Genomic DNA, 17,043 nt, shown 5'->3' with positions numbered 1-17,043 from the left:
ACTAATCACCATCTTCAAGCAATCAATGGCACCATGACACACACCCAGCCAACCACAACAACGAGCTTAATCCAATCAAAATAGGCAACAAATGATTTATCTGTATACCGTATCCGTTTTTGGGCGTACTGGAACCACTAACAGAAGCAAATGAACTTCCCAATCCTTAACTCAGTAGCCATGTGGCAAAACAATAAAAAAAAGACATGTTAACAACATGTCTTTTTATTCAGTGTCAGTAAAGCTCAGACAACAATATTCACCAGTCGTTTAGGCACCACAATCACCTTTTTCGGTGTTTTGCCATCAACAAATCGTTGTACAGTTGGTTCAGCCAGTGCCACAGCCTGTACTTCATCATTACTGATATCAGCAGCAACCGTAATCTGCCCGCGCAGTTTACCATTTACCTGCACCATCAAAGTGATTTCATCCTGCACCAGTGCCGCTTCATCCACATGAGGCCATGCCGCATCCCATAAAGTTTGCTGCACAGACAATTCATTCCATAACGTTTCACACACATGCGGCACAATCGGCCATAGCAGACGCAATACCGACTCCAGCACTTCCTGTGCCACCGCTCGCCCCTGCTCTGAACGACAATCAGTACGATCATACTGATTCAGCAGCTCCATTACCGCAGCGATCGCCGTATTAAATTGCTGGCGACGGCCATAATCATCCGTCACCTTAGCAATTGTACTGTGCAATTTCAGACGCAACGCTTTCAATTCAGATGCCAGTCCATCCTGACTACCCGCAAACGCCGTTACACTGGCACCCTGCTGTAAATAATCATACACAGTACGCCATAAACGACGCAGAAAACGATGAGCACCATCCACACCAGCATCTGACCACTCCAGAGACTGTTCTGGTGGCGCAGCAAACATCATAAACAGGCGCGCAGTATCAGCACCATAACGATCAATCAGCTCCTGCGGATCTACACCATTATTTTTCGACTTGGACATTTTCTCAATGCCACCAATACAAACCGGTTTACCGTCTGCTTTCAACGTTGCAGCCAGTGGCCGGCCTTTATCATCCCGTTGTAAATCCACATCCTGTGGCGCGATCCACTCTTTACTGCCATTCGCACCCTCACGATAATACGTTTCACAAACCACCATGCCCTGAGTAAGCAAACGGGCAAATGGTTCATCAACATTCAACAGACCTTCATCCCGCATCAGCTTAGTAAAGAAGCGCGCGTACAACAGATGCAAAATAGCATGTTCAATCCCGCCGATATACTGATCAGCATTCATCCAGTAATTGGCTGCGTCCTTATCCACCATAGCTGTATCACACTGTGGCGAAGCATAGCGCACCGCATACCAACTGGATTCAACAAATGTATCCATCGTATCCGTTTCACGGCGAGCCGGTTTACCACAACATGGGCAGCTCGTTTCATAAAATTCCGGCATTTTGCTCAGCGGAGAACCCGCACCATCCGGCACTACATTTTCAGGCAACACAACCGGTAACTGCGTTTCCGGCACAGTCACATCACCGCAATCATCACAATGAATAATCGGAATCGGACAACCCCAGTAACGCTGACGTGAAATACCCCAGTCACGCAGGCGATATTGCGTTTTCGGTGCACCGGCATTCTTAGCCTGCAAAATTTCACCTACACGCTCGAACGCAGCATGAAAATCCAGACCATCCAGTTCACCACTATTAACACACTGCGTCTGCTCCTTACTGCCATACCATTGCTGCCATGCCTGCGTATTAAACTCATCAGCAGCCTGAGTAGATGCAATAACCTGCTTAATCGGCAACTGGTATTTAGTAGCAAACTCAAAATCACGTTCATCATGTGCCGGTACAGCCATCACAGCACCATCACCGTAACCCCACAGCACATAATTGGCCACCCACACCGGCAGTACATCACCATTCAACGGATTAATAGCAAAGCGTCCGGTAGGCATACCTTTCTTTTCCATGGTAGCCATATCCGCTTCCGCTACCGAACCAGCCTTACATTCTGCTATAAACTGCTGCAATTGAGCATTATCCGTAGCAGCAGCAGTAGCCAGAGGATGTTCCGCAGCTACCGCAACATAAGTCGCGCCCATCAACGTATCTGGTCGTGTGGTATATACCTGTACAAAATCAGCGTACTCCCCCGTTAAACCCGCTTTACTGTCTTCAGCCAGCGCAAAACGCACCTGCATACCACGCGATTTGCCAATCCAGTTGCGCTGCATCGTCTTAACCTGTTCCGGCCAGTGCTCCAGCGTATCCAAACCATTAAGCAACTCTTCGGCGTAATCCGTGATCTTGAAGTAATACATCGGGATTTCGCGTTTTTCCACAATCGCACCCGAACGCCAGCCACGACCATCTACAACCTGCTCATTGGCCAGCACAGTCTGGTCTACCGGATCCCAGTTCACCGTGCCATTCTTCTTATAAATAATCCCCTTTTGAAACAGACGGACAAAAAGCCACTGCTCCCAACGGTAATATTCTGGCGTACAAGTAGCAACTTCCCGCTCCCAATCAATCGCAAACCCCAGACTCTGCAACTGCTTTTTCATATAAGCAATATTGTCATAAGTCCATTGCGCCGGTGCCACCTGATGCTTCATCGCTGCATTTTCAGCAGGCAAACCAAATGCATCCCAACCCATTGGTTGCATCACATTAAAACCATTCAGTAATCGATAGCGGCTCAGTACATCACCAATCGTATAGTTACGTACATGCCCCATATGTAACTTGCCTGACGGATAAGGAAACATCGACAGACAATAATATTTGGGTTTTGGGCTAAAATCTTCAGCATTAAATAAACGGTATTCCTGCCAGCGTGCCTGCGCGGCCGGTTCAATCTTCTCGGGACAGTATTGTTCTTGCATCATGAATCATCAATTTATTGTATAAAAATAGACTACTATTATAACAGCTTACTCAAGACATCAGCCTGTAATTAATCATTTTAGCAACTGGATTAATCAGACCGTTATATCAATACCGCAAAAACACATCACACATTCACCCAGATTACAATACCTTATGCATATAACATTCAATCAGACAAAAAAAACCACCGATACCAAGGGAGAGAATATCGGTGGACAATTTGCGGGAAAACACTAAAATTACTCAATATTGACTGTCAGGCAACAACAATACTGATACGATCATTATATCAATATAACCATTAAAAGCAGTTAAACTGTGCCAAGTCAGACAAAACAATTTATTTTAATCAGCACCATCAGCTAATTCATGTGAAGAATTAAATTTTTTCAACAATTTTAATGTCTTATCCGGATCATCATTACGTAATACTTTTTGTACCTCAGTTTCCAGTGTCAGCAGATCACTCTGAATAATCTGATTTTTTACCGCCAGAATATTATTTGCATTCATTGAAAACCGGCGTAACCCCATTGCCATTAACAACCGTGTATACTGAGCATCGCCAGCCATTTCACCACAAATCGACACCGGCTTATTCAAACGCGCCGCAGTACGGATAATATGCAATAACAACTTCAATACTGCCGGATGTCCCGGCTGATATAAATAACTCACACTCTCATCATTGCGGTCTGCCGCCAGCGTATATTGAATCAAATCATTAGTACCAACTGAAACAAAATCAATCAGTTTCAGAATAGAATTAACTGTCAACGCAGCCGATGGAATCTCCATCATAGCACCAACCTGAATATTTTCATCAAATTCTTCATAACGGTCACGTAACTGCTGTTTAGCTGTATTTAAATGCGTTAAACACTGCTGTATCTCCGTTACCGAAGAAATCATCGGCCACATCATCCGCACCGGCCCCAGAACAGCAGCCCGCATAATTGCCCGCATCTGCGTACGAAACATCACAGGTTCAGCAAGACATAAACGAATACCAGTCAAACCCAAAGCAGGATTCATAGCATTGCTGGTACCAAACCAGCGTGGATTTTTATCCACGCCCAAATCAATTGTACGAATGGTTACAGGCTTGCCTTTCAGCTTTTTAACCACATCTGTATATTCTGCATATAATTCATCCTCAGTAGGTAAAGTATCTCGGTTCAGATAAAAAAACTCACTGCGGTACAATCCAATGCCATCTATACCCAGATTATGCAATGCCTTAATATCATTAGCACTTTCAATATTGCCCAGCAACTCAATATTGATTCCGTCCTGCGTAGTCGCAGCCGTATTTTTCAGTTTATTTAATTGCCGCTTCAAGCTGCGAAATTCGCGCAAACGGCGCCGATATTCCTTCAAAATAACATTATCAGGTGCAATAATAACCACACCCATAGTGCCATCTACAATGATCAGCTCATCTTCATTAATCAATTCGCGCGCATAGCCCAATGCAATCACAGATGGAATATCCAGACTTCGTCCTAAAATCGCCGTGTGACTAGTCGGTCCACCAGCATCAGTTACAAAAGCCGCAATCCGACTGTCCTTGAAAAAAACAGTATCTGCCGGTGACAAATCATGAGCAACCAGAATCGTATCTTCTTCAAAATCTTCGGCTTCAGTAACAACCTCAGTAGACAGACCGATCAGATTCTTAAAAATACGCTCAACTACCTGTAACATATCCTGCTTGCGTGCACGCAGATAATTATCTTCAATTGCATCAAACTGTTCCGATAGCTTATCTGTTTGCAGCTTTAATGCCCATTCAGCATTAACACCTTTCTCCTCAATAATATCAACAGGTTCTCTGGACAGACTCACATCCCCGACCAGCATCAGATGTAAAGAAATAAATGCTCCCAGCTCAGAAGGCGCATTTTGCGGAATATCAGTACGCAACTGCTCTAACTGACGGCGAGTCGTCTTAATCGCCTGCTCATAACGGGCAACCTCTGCTGATACTTCATCAATCGACAGCTCACGATGGGGTACATCGTCCATACCTCGAATCACCAGATGGGCTCGACCAATCGCTACCCCAGCTCCTACTGCCACGCCATGCAGCACAATACACATTATTCGTCTTCACCAAAACAATCGTTAATCAGCTCAACCAATGCCTGCATTGCCTGATTTTCATCCACACCGTCAGTCTCCAACTCAACCACACAACCCTGAGCTGCGGCCAACATCATCAACCCCATAATACTCTTACCATTAACCCGGCGATCTTTGCGCGCTACCCATACCTCGCACTGAAAACGACTGGCTACCTGCGTAAACCTGTTTGAAGCCCGTGCATGCAAACCAAGTTTATTAACAATCTCAATTTCCTTTTTTATCATGTCACAGCTCATCCTGATTAGAAATAGTCATAATGCCTGCAATAGCAGCTGTTTTAACCTCTTCAGCAAATTTATGCACATCATCCGCTTTGGCAAAATTTTGAAGTGCTTTAATCAGCATCGGAGCATTAAGCCCAGTAAGCAAAATAACATTGTCTCGCTTAATCATCCGACATACCAAATTACATGGCGTAGCACCAAAAATATCCGTCAGAATCAGCACACCATGACCGTAATCCAAAGCTGACAGCTTTTCCACCACCTCTGTATGTTTACTTTCAAGCGAATCACTGCTGCGCACCCCAATTAGAGAAACCTTATCAGGCACAGAACCAAAAATATGCTGAATCAACTGCATATTTGCCTGCCCCACAGTCTCATGGGTAATAATCATCAAACCTATCATTGTATTACCTATTACTATTACAGCACTAAGTGTACCCAATAATTCCTTCTAAAGAAAAATAATTGCACCATTTACCACTGAACAAGAAATAACGGACTAAACCCTAATACTGTATTCTCAGATAAAACTTACCATACTTATCACATAGTAGGAATAAAAATATCAAATAAAATAATATATTGACCTACAGTTCACCACCTTATAGACAACGCAGAAATGCTTACCGTCTTAAACCATACAGATTACTTGGCTTACTACCAAATAACCAGTTAAATTAACCTTTCTTATAACAAAAAAATCAGCAAATGTTTAGTTATTAACAGAGCAATATATTTATTGAAACATTGCATTTCAAATTGTTAGAAACATAAATAGATACTCATCTATCAGATTAACTTCTAATTCACCATGTAATTTTTCTAAATAATAACTTTAACCATCTATAATACCCAACATCAGCACAAAATATCCCTCCTTCTCTCATCCTCCTATTTCAGAATGACATTTTTTCCCTTTAGATACTTTACAGCAGGCTTCTCTGTTATTAATAAAAAACATTTGTTCTCATCATTTCTGCCTTATATCCGAGTATGAGCATGATTACTTATCATTATGCATTTTTAATAAAAGACACAATCATAACATCACCTTTCAACCTTAACTAACTACTGAGTAAGTTGAAATAGATAAGCTCATTATTCAAACCCATTATTTAATGAGCTATCCATTAGTTAACAACAGACATAACGATATAGTATTTTATATTACTAGATTAATTATTGATTATCTGAATTCTCTTCGGCTTCAAAGCAATCAATTAAAATATCCCACTCCCCATTCTCAATGGCGGGCAGCCCCATTTATACCAGCAAGAACTAAGGTTTTGTCATTACAATCAATATATCCAGCACACGCCGATACTTCGGACGGTAAATCGGCACGAACCACTTCATCATCGACAATTTGCCACACACCATAATCTGATGTCGCCCATACTCTATCCAGATACCACACCATTTGACGGAAAGGCAACGCTAAATTACCACGATGAATCATACGCTATTCATCGTTACGACCTTTAAATACCGTACCACATTGTGCGCCAATATAGACAAATCCATCCTGATCGCAACAGACAGACTCAAGCGGCATATCGCTAGAGAAAAACACCTGACGCCATGTTTCACCATTAAACTGCCATAAATCCCCTTTGCCACCGCCAGCATATATCTCTTTTCTGAAAAACCATCGATAAATTCGAAACCAGCGATAGAATTAGCCTCTTTTAAAGTTGGTCTTTTAATTCCATTATTTAATTCTTGCCAATTATTGCCATCGCCCCTTTTCGCTACATACCTAAAAGTACCCGCCACATAAGCATAGCCGCCAATGGAGCGAATATTTGTAATAACTGGTTCATCAGGTATTTGGTTGTCCTCTTCAGCACCGCTTCCAATTGCATAGATATATCCATTCATATCAGCAACATTAACTTGACTCAATGAGCGTGTTATCGTGGCAATACACATAGCCCCCCCCGTCCACTCCAGGTTACATTGCCCCATTGTTCATCTCCATGTTCATTATGATGATAAACGACTAACCTTTTTTTATACAACTCTTCATCCAGAACAGGATCCAAATCATCCCGAATCTCTTTTGCAAGAAAACAGATAGAACCGTTATCTTTTACTGCAACACCATTAATATAATAACCTTTAAAACATTTCATTATAGTCGGTTTGCATAATTTTTCATCTTTTTCCTTTAAATCTACTACCTAAAACAAAGCACTGATTATTACAAATAAAGTAATAAAGATGTTTAATACCCTATTTACATCTCATGCCTTATTATCTTATCAAGCCAACTATTCCAATCAATTTTACTTACAATCTGTAGGCACAAAATATACGCTAAATATTTTGATAAATTTTGTACTATTATATAGAATAACATAATCATTATTAATAATATTTTTATAACTATTCCTGAGTTTGACAATTTCAGGAGCAATTCCACAATAAACTTTCACCAAGTTATTATTTTTAATTTATTAATTATAGGAAGATCCAATCCATAAATAACAATATCATTAAATTTATAAATACAGCAAAATTAAAATTAATCGTATCATTCTCTATCCGCATACGGAACAGGTGAAAATCCATATCAATTTCAGAAAAAGATGCCGTTTAACATCGCTAACATACGCATTCTAAGTTTTATCGAAATTTGATTTATTAACTGTCTGAAACAGTTATATTTAATTCAAACGCATATAACACTAATGTATTTTAAATATCTTAAGTTTTAATTTATATTTAATCTGAAATTTGATTTTTAATAAAACACTTACCTCATTACAGTAGTGATATACTCAACCGGTCTATTGCCCAGACTTCAAGCTATAATATGCTTCACTTGTTTCAGATAGCATTTTGGCATGGCTGAGAATGTTTATTTAACAGCTCGCAGGAAAGATAATTTTTTGGGCTGGGCTAACAACAGTGAACTCAATCAGAATGACTATCTCCTCTAGCCAGTTCTGTGCTTACAATCGGTAGCGCCGTATTGCACAGCATTCAGACAGATATCATTTTTCTAGTACAATACCATCCTGACAGCCATTACACTAACCACTTACAGCAATAATCCGGATGTTAAAAACCGTCTAAAATGGTGTCCGAAATTATACTGAATGTATTTGCTCAGGTGGCTTTAACTACGCCGTTCAGCCCTTTTGCTATACCAGTACCAGCTATACTATTTATACTGGCAAGCTGATTATGACTATTGTCTAATCAGACTTTGAACCAGCATTGATTGCTATCAATATTAGCGTACATTAATCACACAGAAACTATTTTACTGATTAATTGTGAAACAGGCAGATACAGTTATTATCACAAATTATAAATACCAGATCCAATAAAAAAGACTGCTCTGATAGCAGTCTTTTTAAATATAACATGTTGCAAACAAGGATTAACGTTTGAACATATTGCCGTATTTCTGATTGAATTTGTCTACACGACCGGTAGAGTCAACAATTTTCTGTTTACCGGTATAGAATGGATGACATGCAGAACATACTTCAATACTGAAAGTATCTTTTTCCATTGCGGATTTAGTTACAAAGGTATTACCGCAAGAGCAGGTCACGGTTACGTCGTGGTAGTTTGGTTGAATGCTGTTATTCATAGTATCGTCCTCGGTTGGCGGGTACAGGGGTTGTGCCTGTACCTCTTGAAACGGATGTTTGCAATCGGATAATTATACTCGCATGAGTAAGATTTTCAAGTAAATTAATACATAGCAACTGCGACATCAAGCCGGCTGCCAAACCTACAATAGCAGTTACCCGACTGATTACATCCTACTTTTTAAGTGTAACACTGCTGTCAAGACCTATACGTCTGACTCAAGCAGCCGCATATACCGAACAATTCAGGCACGGCGCCAGCTAGTACCACTGGCACCATCTTCCAGCACAATACCGGCCGCAGTAAGCTCATCACGAATACGGTCTGATTCTGCCCAGTTGCGTTCTGCACGTGCCTGTTGCCGTGCGGCAATCAGAGCCTCAATTGCAGCATTATCCAAACCCTGCGCCTTTTTACCTACCTCACCCTGCAAAAAAGCCTCAGGTTCACGTTGCAATAAACCCAGCAAACCGGCCAACCCTTTCAGGCACCCGGCTAGTTCAACATCATGAGTTTTGTTGATTTCATTCGCCAGTTCAAACAAAACAGCTACTGCTTCAACAGTGGCGAAATCATCATTCATAGCTGCATAGAAACGACGCGTATAATCATTTAACTGTGCATGTACAGTTATGTCTGCTGCCGGCGTATTTTTCAGGGCAGTATACAGACGGGTGAGTGCACCTTTGGCATCATCAAGATGTGCATCAGAATAATTTAATGGGCTGCGATAATGCGCACGTAAAATGAAAAAACGCACAACCTCAGCATCGTATTTTTGCAACACTTCGCGGATAGTGAAGAAGTTTCCAAGAGATTTGGACATTTTTTCATTATCCACACGAATAAAACCATTATGTAACCAATATTTAACATGGCTGGCAAAGTGATTCTGCTCATCACAACAACCCTGTTTTTCGGCGCCACAACTTTGGGCAATTTCATTTTCATGGTGCGGAAACTGCAAATCAGCACCACCACCATGTATATCGAAATATTTGCCCAGTAGAGCTTTGCTCATTGCAGAACATTCAATATGCCAGCCCGGGCGACCACGTCCCCAGGGACTGTCCCATGCAGGTTCCTGCGGTTTGGCAGCTTTCCACAGCACGAAATCCAGCGGATCACGCTTGTGTCCGTCAACATCAACCCGCTCTCCGGCACGCAGATCATCCAAACTTTTTCCGCTCAATTGTCCATACGGCGGGTATTCACGCACCGCATAAAAAACATCACCATTATCAGCTATATATGCTTTTCCATTTGCAATAATATCTTCAATCATGGCAATCATCTGCGCTATATATTCGGTGGCACGAGGTTCATGGTTGGGCGGGAGTACGCCCAAAGCTGCCGCATCTTCATGCATAGCCTGAATATAGAAATCTGTAAGCTCGGTAATACTGATACCACGTTCATTGGCGCGAGCAATAATTTTATCATCTATATCAGTGATATTGCGGACATAATCTAGCTGATAGCCCAGTTCACGCAACCAGCGGGCTACGATATCAAATACGATCATTACCCGTGCATGCCCAAGGTGACAATAATCATAAACGGTCATACCACACACATACATGCGCACTTGCTGCGGATTAATCGGTGTAAATTCCTGTTTAGTTCTGGTTAAAGTGTTATACAAGCTGAGCATGTCTGTTTCCAAATTGACTAAGTGGTAGCAATGTACCCGAGTAATTTATTTGTATAAGGTTAATCTGGCTGTTTTCAAGAGCTAGAGAGCCTAAAAGCACGATTTATGTAGCCTAAATTGTAATATAGCGCGGTAAAATTGTCGCTTAAAGCAGTTCCAAACTCAAATAAATACCTTTTGCATACCAATATTCTGCCTAAGAGAGTTACTCTCTAAACCAGTCGCCTTACTTGCTTTTCTGCTACAGATGACATAAAACATTAATCGTGAGAACCAAAACAAGCTTTGAAGAGAAGGAGTAAGTATGACTATCATGAAACCACTGGCTGCGCTGGCAGCTGCAACCACTCTGGCCCTAAGTGGCTGCGTTACTGATCCAACTACTGGCCAAACACACGCCAGCAAAACAGCCGTTTATGGCTTAAGCGGTGCTGCCGTATGCGGTATTGTAGGCGCAATTACACACAACAGTCGCGGCGCGCGCAACGCGGCGCTAGGCTGTGGTGCCATTGGCGCCGGTATTGGTGCCTATATGGATTATCAGGAAAAATTATTGCGCCAGAAACTAGCCAATACCAATGTTGATGTTCAGCGCGATGGTAATCAAATTAAACTGGTTATGCCTGAAAACGTCACTTTTGCTACCAATAGCTCAGAATTAAGTGGCAGCGCCACTTCTTCCCTGTCTTCTGTAGCCGAAGTATTGGCCAAATACGTAGATACCAATATCACCATAGCTGGTTATACTGACAGCACGGGTAATGACAGCATCAATATTCCTTTGTCACAACGCCGTGCTCAGGCAGTCTCCAGTTTCCTGACCTCCCGTGGTGTGGCTTATAACCGTATAAGTGCAACCGGGTATGGTTCAGCCAGTCCGATTGCCAGCAATGCCACTGTTGAAGGCCGTGCGAAAAACCGCCGTGTGGAAATCCGAGTAAATCCTGTACAGCAGGCTCAGACCACAACCACACAGCAAACTACAACCTACGTACAGTAATTGCTGAAAAGGCCTGACAGATTACTAAGCAACTTAATCCGTCAGGCCTATAGACCAGTAAATCAAAATTCTCTATGACATATTTATTTATATTTACTAATATGGTAAAATAAATTACCTTTATTAACTATTAAATTAATTATGTCAAATCAAACAAACACAAATATTAGTAACAGTAACTTAGTCATGTCTATAGGTGACTGGATAATCACGCTTCTTATTATGTGTATTCCTTTTGTTAATCTAATTATGATACTAGTATGGGCTTTCAGTGGTAATAGCAATCCTAATCGCGCCAACTTCTGCAAAGCCAATTTAATACTAATGGCAATTGGAGTAGTATTATGGTTTATAATCATAGCAGTATTTGGAAGTATTCTGGCCAACTCCACACCTGTATAATTAATTCATATTCTTAATAGTAGTAACCACAAAATTTGATTTGTTATATATTAAGATTTAGCGTATCTGATATATTGAATCGATTTCAAAACATAAAATATACAATGTGTGTAAAAAAGCACTTCTACTTGAAGTGCTTTTTTGATTTTAAATCATCTGCACTACATTATTATTTAAGCATTAATATTAATTTAATGATTGATTTAGTATAGTAGTTGACAATGTTTACATTTAATACCAAATTATTTTAAATCATTATTATTTTGAGTCCTGTCAAGTTTACAAATAAGGCCTAATCAGGCAGATATCTCTCCACAACCTCAAAAATTGTCTGCCATCTTAACGGATACAATTTAAAAATCTGAATCCGCCCAGTACAATCAAATGGCCACACATCATTCAAACCATTTCTATTTAAGCCATCGCAGAAACCAGCATCATCAATTACCAAAACATTTTGATTAAACCGTCCAGCTTATTAATTATTCATAATTCAAAAAACCATAATCAAAGTTAATAGCATGGCTATAAATTCATACAAATATAATAGAGATTCTCAAGCAAAAACATTACCTGTTATAAGCGCAGCCCACTGGATAATCAGCCTGATTACCTAAATAATTTTACAGTTAATCTGGTGCTAATATGACATTTGGTCAAATGTGGTAATTCTAATTGATTCAATTATTGTAAATCTTAAAGCGTTATCTTTGCTGTCTGCATGGCACTTGGTAAGTATTATGCCACCACATAAGAATAAAAAATCATCATACCATTCAAATATATATACGCATAAGAACCAATAATCTGCATAGCCCTGATCAGATAAATCTATAAAAAAAGCACTTCGTTCTGAAGTGCTTTTTGCTATCGGTTCTTTTATGCATCCAATGAACGGTGCAGCTTCGCCTGCCGCTCAATGCGTTTGTTGACAAACCATTGCTGTGCCAGCGTTAGAATATTATTCGTCAACCAGTACAGTACCAGACCTGCTGGGAAGAAGAAGAACATTACCGAAAAGGCAACAGGCATGATTTTCATCATTTTTGCCTGCATCGGATCTGTTGGTGGCGGATTCATGAATGTTTGCAGATACATGGTTAGCGCCATCAGTACTGGCAGGATGAAATAGGGATCCTGACGTCCCAGATCGGTGATCCAGCCGAGCCATGGCGCACCGCGCAATTCTACCGAAGCAAACAAAGCCCAATACAAGCCGATAAATACCGGAATCTGCAACAGCATCGGCAAACAACCGCCAACAGGATTGATTTTTTCCTTTTTGTACAGCGACATCATTTCCTGCTGCATACGCATGCGATCATCACCGTATTGATCTTTCAATGCCTGCAAGCGTGGCGCCACAGCACGCATTTTAGCCATGGATTTATACGATGCATGGGTAAGCGGAAACAGAATTGCTTTCACAGTGAGCGTTAACAGAATAATCGCCCAGCCCCAGTTCTGTACCAAACCATGCCACCAGTTCAGCAGCCAGAATAAAGGTGAAGAGAACAACGACACTTTGCCGTAGTCTTTAATCATCTGTAGATGATCAGCAACTTTGGTAATGACAGAATAAATCTGCGGACCAGCGTACAGGGAAATACCGAAACTGCCAGTAGAATTGGCACCAATATCTTTTAAAGGTACACGCACACCAGTCGAATACAGGCCATCACTGCGTTTACGGATATCAATCTGGCAATCACTGCTGCCACAAACACTGCTGCCACCTTTGGGTTGCAGAATCCATGTAGTCATAAAGTAATGCTGGGTCATACCAATCCAGCCAGTGTTGGTTTTACGCTCATAATCTGCCCGGTCGCGGCCAGAAGCATAATCACTGTCCAGATCCTTAAAGGCTACTTTTTCAAACTTACCATTCGGGGTATACAACACCGGGCCAGTATAAGTATGATCAAAATAACCGCTACCTTCCGGCTCTTTGTCATCGCGCAACACTCGGTAGGCCACATCCATTTGCAATGGCTGAGCATTATGGTTGGTAATCTCATAGCGCAGCCCAATCAGATAGCTGCCTTTGGTGAAGGTATAGACTTTGCTAACCTGCACGCCATCTTGTTCCGCAGCAGTCAAACGCACATCAAGCTTGTCACCGTTAAGCGTGTACTGTTTTTGTGCCGCAGTAAATGTGAGATTTTTAAACTGATAGTCGCCCTGACGGTTCAACAACACCGACTGGGCAATATACTGATGGCCATTAGTACCATTATCCAACAACACAAAAGGCTTATTAGCGTCACTGGTGGCTTTATATTTATTGAGTGTAAGCTGGCGTAAATCACCGCTTTTTTCATCAATAATCGCTTTAACAGTATCGGTACTAACCGTTATCGGCTCTGTTTTACTTAAAGCACCATCAGCAGCCACATTGGCAGAAGTAGCATTGCTGGTAGCTGATGTTTGTTGTGTTGCAGGCTGATTTTCAGGTTGTGGATATAACTTTTCCCAACCAATTAAAATCGCCATAGTCAGCACAAAAAATATCAATAATCGTTTGAAATCCATAGTGTATTCCGTGTGTGTTCGCTAAGGAAGTGGATCATGACCGCAGCCACCCCATGGATGACAGCGGCAAATGCGTTTTATCGCCAGCCAGCTACCCTTAAATACCCCGTATTTTTGCAGTGCCAGCACTGCATATTGCGAACAGGTCGGGCTATAACGGCAACGTGGTGGCAGCAGCGGGCTGATGGCATACTGATAAAACCGAATCAGCCCCAGCAATAAATATCTCATTGCGACGTTGCTTTACACCCGTCAGTTGCCACAAGCAACTGCTGTAAAGTTCTGACTACGCCAGCATACTCCGTGTGCCGGAATGGCTGACGTATACGAATGATTATATCAACCGGAGGCAACTCATGCCGGTGCAGGCGGAACCATTCCCGTAACACTCGTTTCATGTAATTGCGCCGGTTGGCACGTCTGGCCACTTTTTTGGCAACTATCAATCCCAGACGCGGGAAACCCAAAGCATTGCGTGCCTGAAAAACCTGAATCCAGGCACGGCTTTTTTGGCAACGTAACGCAAAAACGGATGAAAAATCATCCGTTTTTAATAGGCGATATTTTTTGCCAAAATGATAATCCATTCTTATTCTTACACAGCCAAACGTTTACGACCCTTAGCACGACGGGCTGCCAGTACAGCGCGTCCGCCACGAGTTTTGCTACGTACCAGAAAACCATGGGTGCGTTTGCGGCGGGTAACGGATGGTTGATAAGTGCGTTTCATAATTTATTCCCGAATTAACTCTAAATAAAACGTAGCATTACACAACAAGAACAGCACTTTGTCAATCAATATAATCTACAGCAAAGCTTGACGGCAACAGCTTTAACATAAAGTACAAATCATAGTCATAAACCTGTTTATTGCGTATAATTAGCATAATAGGTGCATTTTGTTTCCAGCCTTTAGCCAGTCCCGATTGACAGATAATTTAAGCTTCACGCATGACCCTGACAGAATTTTGGCCACAGTGCCTATTGCAATTAAAGCAAAGCTTACCCGCCCAGCAATACCAGATGTGGATTGCTCCGTTAACCGTAGGCGAGGAAAATGGCAACTGGGTAATTTTTGCACGTAATACATTTACGTTTAACCATATCCGCGAACGTTTCTGGCCTGCTGTAGAAAGTGCCAGACAAGCTATTTTGCCTGATGGCAGCACACCATTAATTCTGAAAATCGGTCAGGGGCGCCCCTTGCAGGCAGCCACACAGGCAGTATCGCCAAGTACCCCAGCCAGCACGGCTGCTGTAGACACGGCAGCCGCTACAGTAGTGACTGAAAATCCGGCCGAAATCATACCCAAAACAGACCCAGCAGCTCCTGAGGCGACAGCCAAAACACGTGCAGCACCCAAACGGACTGAATCCGCTCAGGACATCATCGCCAAACGGCTGCGACACAGCCAGTCTAAAAGCGATAGTAGTCCTGCCGACAATAGCGAAAGCAGCAATATCAAACCGGCCAAAGCAGAAAAACACGAAGCGGCTGCACCGGCAATTGCAGCCGATTCAGCTCATGAAAATAGTAAAAAATCCCGCTATACCGAAACCAACCTGAATCCTGAGCACACTTTCGCAGCTCTGGTACAAGGTAAAGGCAACCGTCTGGCTCATGCTGCCGCCCTGTCTATTGCTGAGAATCCGGGCAACAGCATGTACAACCCGTTTTTTGTCTATGGCAGTACTGGTTTGGGTAAAACGCATCTGGTACAAGCCATTGGCAACCAGCTCTTTGCCGCTGAAGCCAAAGTAAAAATACGTTACATTCATGCCGATGAATTTATTCGCGGCATCATGAACGCATTTCATGCCAAATCTTTTGATGCCATGCGCCAGCAGTATCAGCAGGTAGATTTGCTGATTATGGATGATGTGCAGTTTATTGCCGGCAAAGACCGCACCATGGAAGAGTTTTTTTACGTCTATAATCATTTAATTGACGAAAAAAAACAGGTTATTCTTACTTGTGATACCCTGCCTACCCATATTGATGGCATGGATGACCGCCTGAAATCACGTTTTTCCTGGGGGCTGAGTCTGGAACTCGAACCGCCAGAACTGGAAATGCGTGTGGCCATTCTACAGAAAAAAGCCGAGCTGGCGCAGGTAAAACTGGAAGATGAAGCCGCATTTTTCATTGCCAAACATATCCGCAGCAATGTACGCGAACTGGAAGGTGCATTTAAGCGTGTAGTGGCGCAGAGCCGTTTTGCCAGCCGGCCGATTGATGTGGGTTTGGCCACAGAAGCATTACAGGATATTCTGGCCGTCAATCACAAACCGATGACATTGGAACATATCCAGAATACAGTAGCCAAATTTTATGGCATTACCATCAGTGACATGGTGGGCAAAAAACGCACCCGTAATCTGGCTCGTCCGCGCCAGATTGCCATGACATTAGCCAAAGAGCTTACTCCACTTAGTTTACCCGCTATTGGTAGCGGATTTGGTGGTCGCGACCACACAACGGTTATGCACGCGGTAAAAAGCATCTCCAAACTCCGCAAAAATGATGCCGAAACAACCAAAGCGTATGAAACCTTAATGATGATTTTGCGAGATTAAACCAA

Annotated in this window: 15 protein-coding genes; 2 read left to right on the top strand and 13 right to left on the bottom strand. The window is 42.2% G+C overall.

The genetic code is table 11. The features are described from left to right. Nucleotides 1–245: 245 nt before the first annotated feature. The 9 genes from leuS to cysS form a co-directional block, all read right to left on the bottom strand. A complete protein-coding gene (leuS, locus tag MJ761_RS05880) occupies nt 246–2,885 on the bottom strand; it encodes a leucine--tRNA ligase (protein WP_093091933.1) in 2,640 nt (879 codons plus the stop codon). Between the two features lie 349 nt (nt 2,886–3,234). Then, nucleotides 3,235–4,992, bottom strand: coding sequence for a phosphoenolpyruvate--protein phosphotransferase (ptsP, locus tag MJ761_RS05875; protein WP_093091931.1), 1,758 nt, complete (start codon nt 4,990–4,992; stop codon nt 3,235–3,237). Beyond that, nucleotides 4,992–5,261 carry an HPr family phosphocarrier protein gene (locus tag MJ761_RS05870; protein WP_093091929.1) on the bottom strand — a complete coding sequence of 90 codons (270 nt, stop codon included), beginning with the start codon at nt 5,259–5,261 and terminating at the stop codon, nt 4,992–4,994. The genes ptsP and MJ761_RS05870 overlap by 1 nt, the downstream gene beginning before the upstream one ends. Before the next feature lies 1 nt (nt 5,262). Next, complete coding sequence (locus MJ761_RS05865) at nt 5,263–5,655, bottom strand: PTS sugar transporter subunit IIA (protein WP_176715064.1); 393 nt, start codon at nt 5,653–5,655, stop codon at nt 5,263–5,265. A gap of 852 nt (nt 5,656–6,507) precedes the next feature. Next, the gene (locus MJ761_RS05860; RefSeq protein ID WP_218060207.1) at nt 6,508–6,723 is read right to left on the bottom strand and encodes a hypothetical protein; all 216 of its coding nucleotides are present in this window, start codon (nt 6,721–6,723) and stop codon (nt 6,508–6,510) included. Next, nucleotides 6,720–7,196, bottom strand: a complete 477-nt coding sequence (locus MJ761_RS05855) for a hypothetical protein (RefSeq protein WP_218060206.1) — start codon at nt 7,194–7,196, stop codon at nt 6,720–6,722. Before MJ761_RS05855 ends, MJ761_RS05860 begins: the two co-directional genes overlap by 4 nt. Next, a complete protein-coding gene (locus MJ761_RS05850; RefSeq protein ID WP_218060205.1) occupies nt 7,178–7,399 on the bottom strand; it encodes a hypothetical protein in 222 nt (73 codons plus the stop codon). The genes MJ761_RS05855 and MJ761_RS05850 overlap by 19 nt, the downstream gene beginning before the upstream one ends. 1,256 nt (nt 7,400–8,655) lie before the next feature. Continuing rightward, the gene (gene rpmE, locus MJ761_RS05845; protein ID WP_037407294.1) at nt 8,656–8,871 is read right to left on the bottom strand and encodes a 50S ribosomal protein L31; all 216 of its coding nucleotides are present in this window, start codon (nt 8,869–8,871) and stop codon (nt 8,656–8,658) included. A gap of 246 nt (nt 8,872–9,117) precedes the next feature. Beyond that, nucleotides 9,118–10,527, bottom strand: coding sequence for a cysteine--tRNA ligase (cysS, locus tag MJ761_RS05840; RefSeq protein ID WP_037491212.1), 1,410 nt, complete (start codon nt 10,525–10,527; stop codon nt 9,118–9,120). A 304-nt stretch (nt 10,528–10,831) separates the two neighbouring features. On the opposite strand from cysS, the gene MJ761_RS05835 reads away from it, so the two are divergent. Then, nucleotides 10,832–11,527, top strand: a complete 696-nt coding sequence (locus MJ761_RS05835) for a YiaD family glycine zipper/OmpA-like lipoprotein (RefSeq protein WP_051608220.1) — start codon at nt 10,832–10,834, stop codon at nt 11,525–11,527. Between the two features lie 1,281 nt (nt 11,528–12,808). Here MJ761_RS05835 and yidC read toward each other — a convergent pair. Genes yidC through rpmH form a run of 4 tightly spaced genes read right to left on the bottom strand, consistent with a single transcriptional unit; the run spans nt 12,809 to nt 15,191 of the window. After that, nucleotides 12,809–14,461: a membrane protein insertase YidC gene (yidC, locus tag MJ761_RS05830; protein ID WP_093091925.1), complete on the bottom strand. Its 1,653-nt coding sequence runs from the start codon at nt 14,459–14,461 to the stop codon at nt 12,809–12,811. A 21-nt stretch (nt 14,462–14,482) separates the two neighbouring features. After that, the gene (gene yidD, locus MJ761_RS05825; protein WP_037407304.1) at nt 14,483–14,692 is read right to left on the bottom strand and encodes a membrane protein insertion efficiency factor YidD; all 210 of its coding nucleotides are present in this window, start codon (nt 14,690–14,692) and stop codon (nt 14,483–14,485) included. Then, a complete protein-coding gene (gene rnpA, locus MJ761_RS05820; RefSeq protein WP_037407306.1) occupies nt 14,689–15,048 on the bottom strand; it encodes a ribonuclease P protein component in 360 nt (119 codons plus the stop codon). The genes yidD and rnpA overlap by 4 nt, the downstream gene beginning before the upstream one ends. 8 nt (nt 15,049–15,056) lie before the next feature. Continuing rightward, the gene (rpmH, locus tag MJ761_RS05815; RefSeq protein WP_004283944.1) at nt 15,057–15,191 is read right to left on the bottom strand and encodes a 50S ribosomal protein L34; all 135 of its coding nucleotides are present in this window, start codon (nt 15,189–15,191) and stop codon (nt 15,057–15,059) included. A gap of 221 nt (nt 15,192–15,412) precedes the next feature. Here rpmH and dnaA point away from each other — a divergent pair, with 221 nt between their 5' ends. Further along, nucleotides 15,413–17,038, top strand: coding sequence for a chromosomal replication initiator protein DnaA (dnaA, locus tag MJ761_RS05810; protein ID WP_093091923.1), 1,626 nt, complete (start codon nt 15,413–15,415; stop codon nt 17,036–17,038). The last annotated feature ends 5 nt before the right edge of the window (nt 17,039–17,043 follow it).

The sequence above is a fragment of the Snodgrassella communis genome (assembly GCF_914768045.1).
GTDB lineage: Bacteria > Pseudomonadota > Gammaproteobacteria > Burkholderiales > Neisseriaceae > Snodgrassella > Snodgrassella communis.
This window is presented reverse-complemented; position numbering and strand designations above follow the sequence as displayed.

Excerpts from the sequence above, each read along its gene's own strand:
- yidC (WP_093091925.1), bottom strand. The coding sequence starts at position 14,461 with ATGGATTTCAAACGATTATTGATATTTTTTGTGCTGACTATGGCGATT.
- leuS (WP_093091933.1), bottom strand. The coding sequence starts at position 2,885 with ATGCAAGAACAATACTGTCCCGAGAAGATTGAACCGGCCGCGCAGGCA.
- rpmH (WP_004283944.1), bottom strand. The coding sequence starts at position 15,191 with ATGAAACGCACTTATCAACCATCCGTTACCCGCCGCAAACGCACCCAT.
- MJ761_RS05865 (WP_176715064.1), bottom strand. The coding sequence starts at position 5,655 with ATGATTATTACCCATGAGACTGTGGGGCAGGCAAATATGCAGTTGATT.
- dnaA (WP_093091923.1), top strand. The coding sequence starts at position 15,413 with ATGACCCTGACAGAATTTTGGCCACAGTGCCTATTGCAATTAAAGCAA.
- MJ761_RS05855 (WP_218060206.1), bottom strand. The coding sequence starts at position 7,196 with ATGTGTATTGCCACGATAACACGCTCATTGAGTCAAGTTAATGTTGCT.
- MJ761_RS05835 (WP_051608220.1), top strand. The coding sequence starts at position 10,832 with ATGACTATCATGAAACCACTGGCTGCGCTGGCAGCTGCAACCACTCTG.
- yidD (WP_037407304.1), bottom strand. The coding sequence starts at position 14,692 with ATGAGATATTTATTGCTGGGGCTGATTCGGTTTTATCAGTATGCCATC.
- ptsP (WP_093091931.1), bottom strand. The coding sequence starts at position 4,992 with ATGTGTATTGTGCTGCATGGCGTGGCAGTAGGAGCTGGGGTAGCGATT.
- rpmE (WP_037407294.1), bottom strand. The coding sequence starts at position 8,871 with ATGAATAACAGCATTCAACCAAACTACCACGACGTAACCGTGACCTGC.
- MJ761_RS05850 (WP_218060205.1), bottom strand. The coding sequence starts at position 7,399 with ATGAAATGTTTTAAAGGTTATTATATTAATGGTGTTGCAGTAAAAGAT.
- MJ761_RS05860 (WP_218060207.1), bottom strand. The coding sequence starts at position 6,723 with ATGATTCATCGTGGTAATTTAGCGTTGCCTTTCCGTCAAATGGTGTGG.
- rnpA (WP_037407306.1), bottom strand. The coding sequence starts at position 15,048 with ATGGATTATCATTTTGGCAAAAAATATCGCCTATTAAAAACGGATGAT.
- cysS (WP_037491212.1), bottom strand. The coding sequence starts at position 10,527 with ATGCTCAGCTTGTATAACACTTTAACCAGAACTAAACAGGAATTTACA.
- MJ761_RS05870 (WP_093091929.1), bottom strand. The coding sequence starts at position 5,261 with ATGATAAAAAAGGAAATTGAGATTGTTAATAAACTTGGTTTGCATGCA.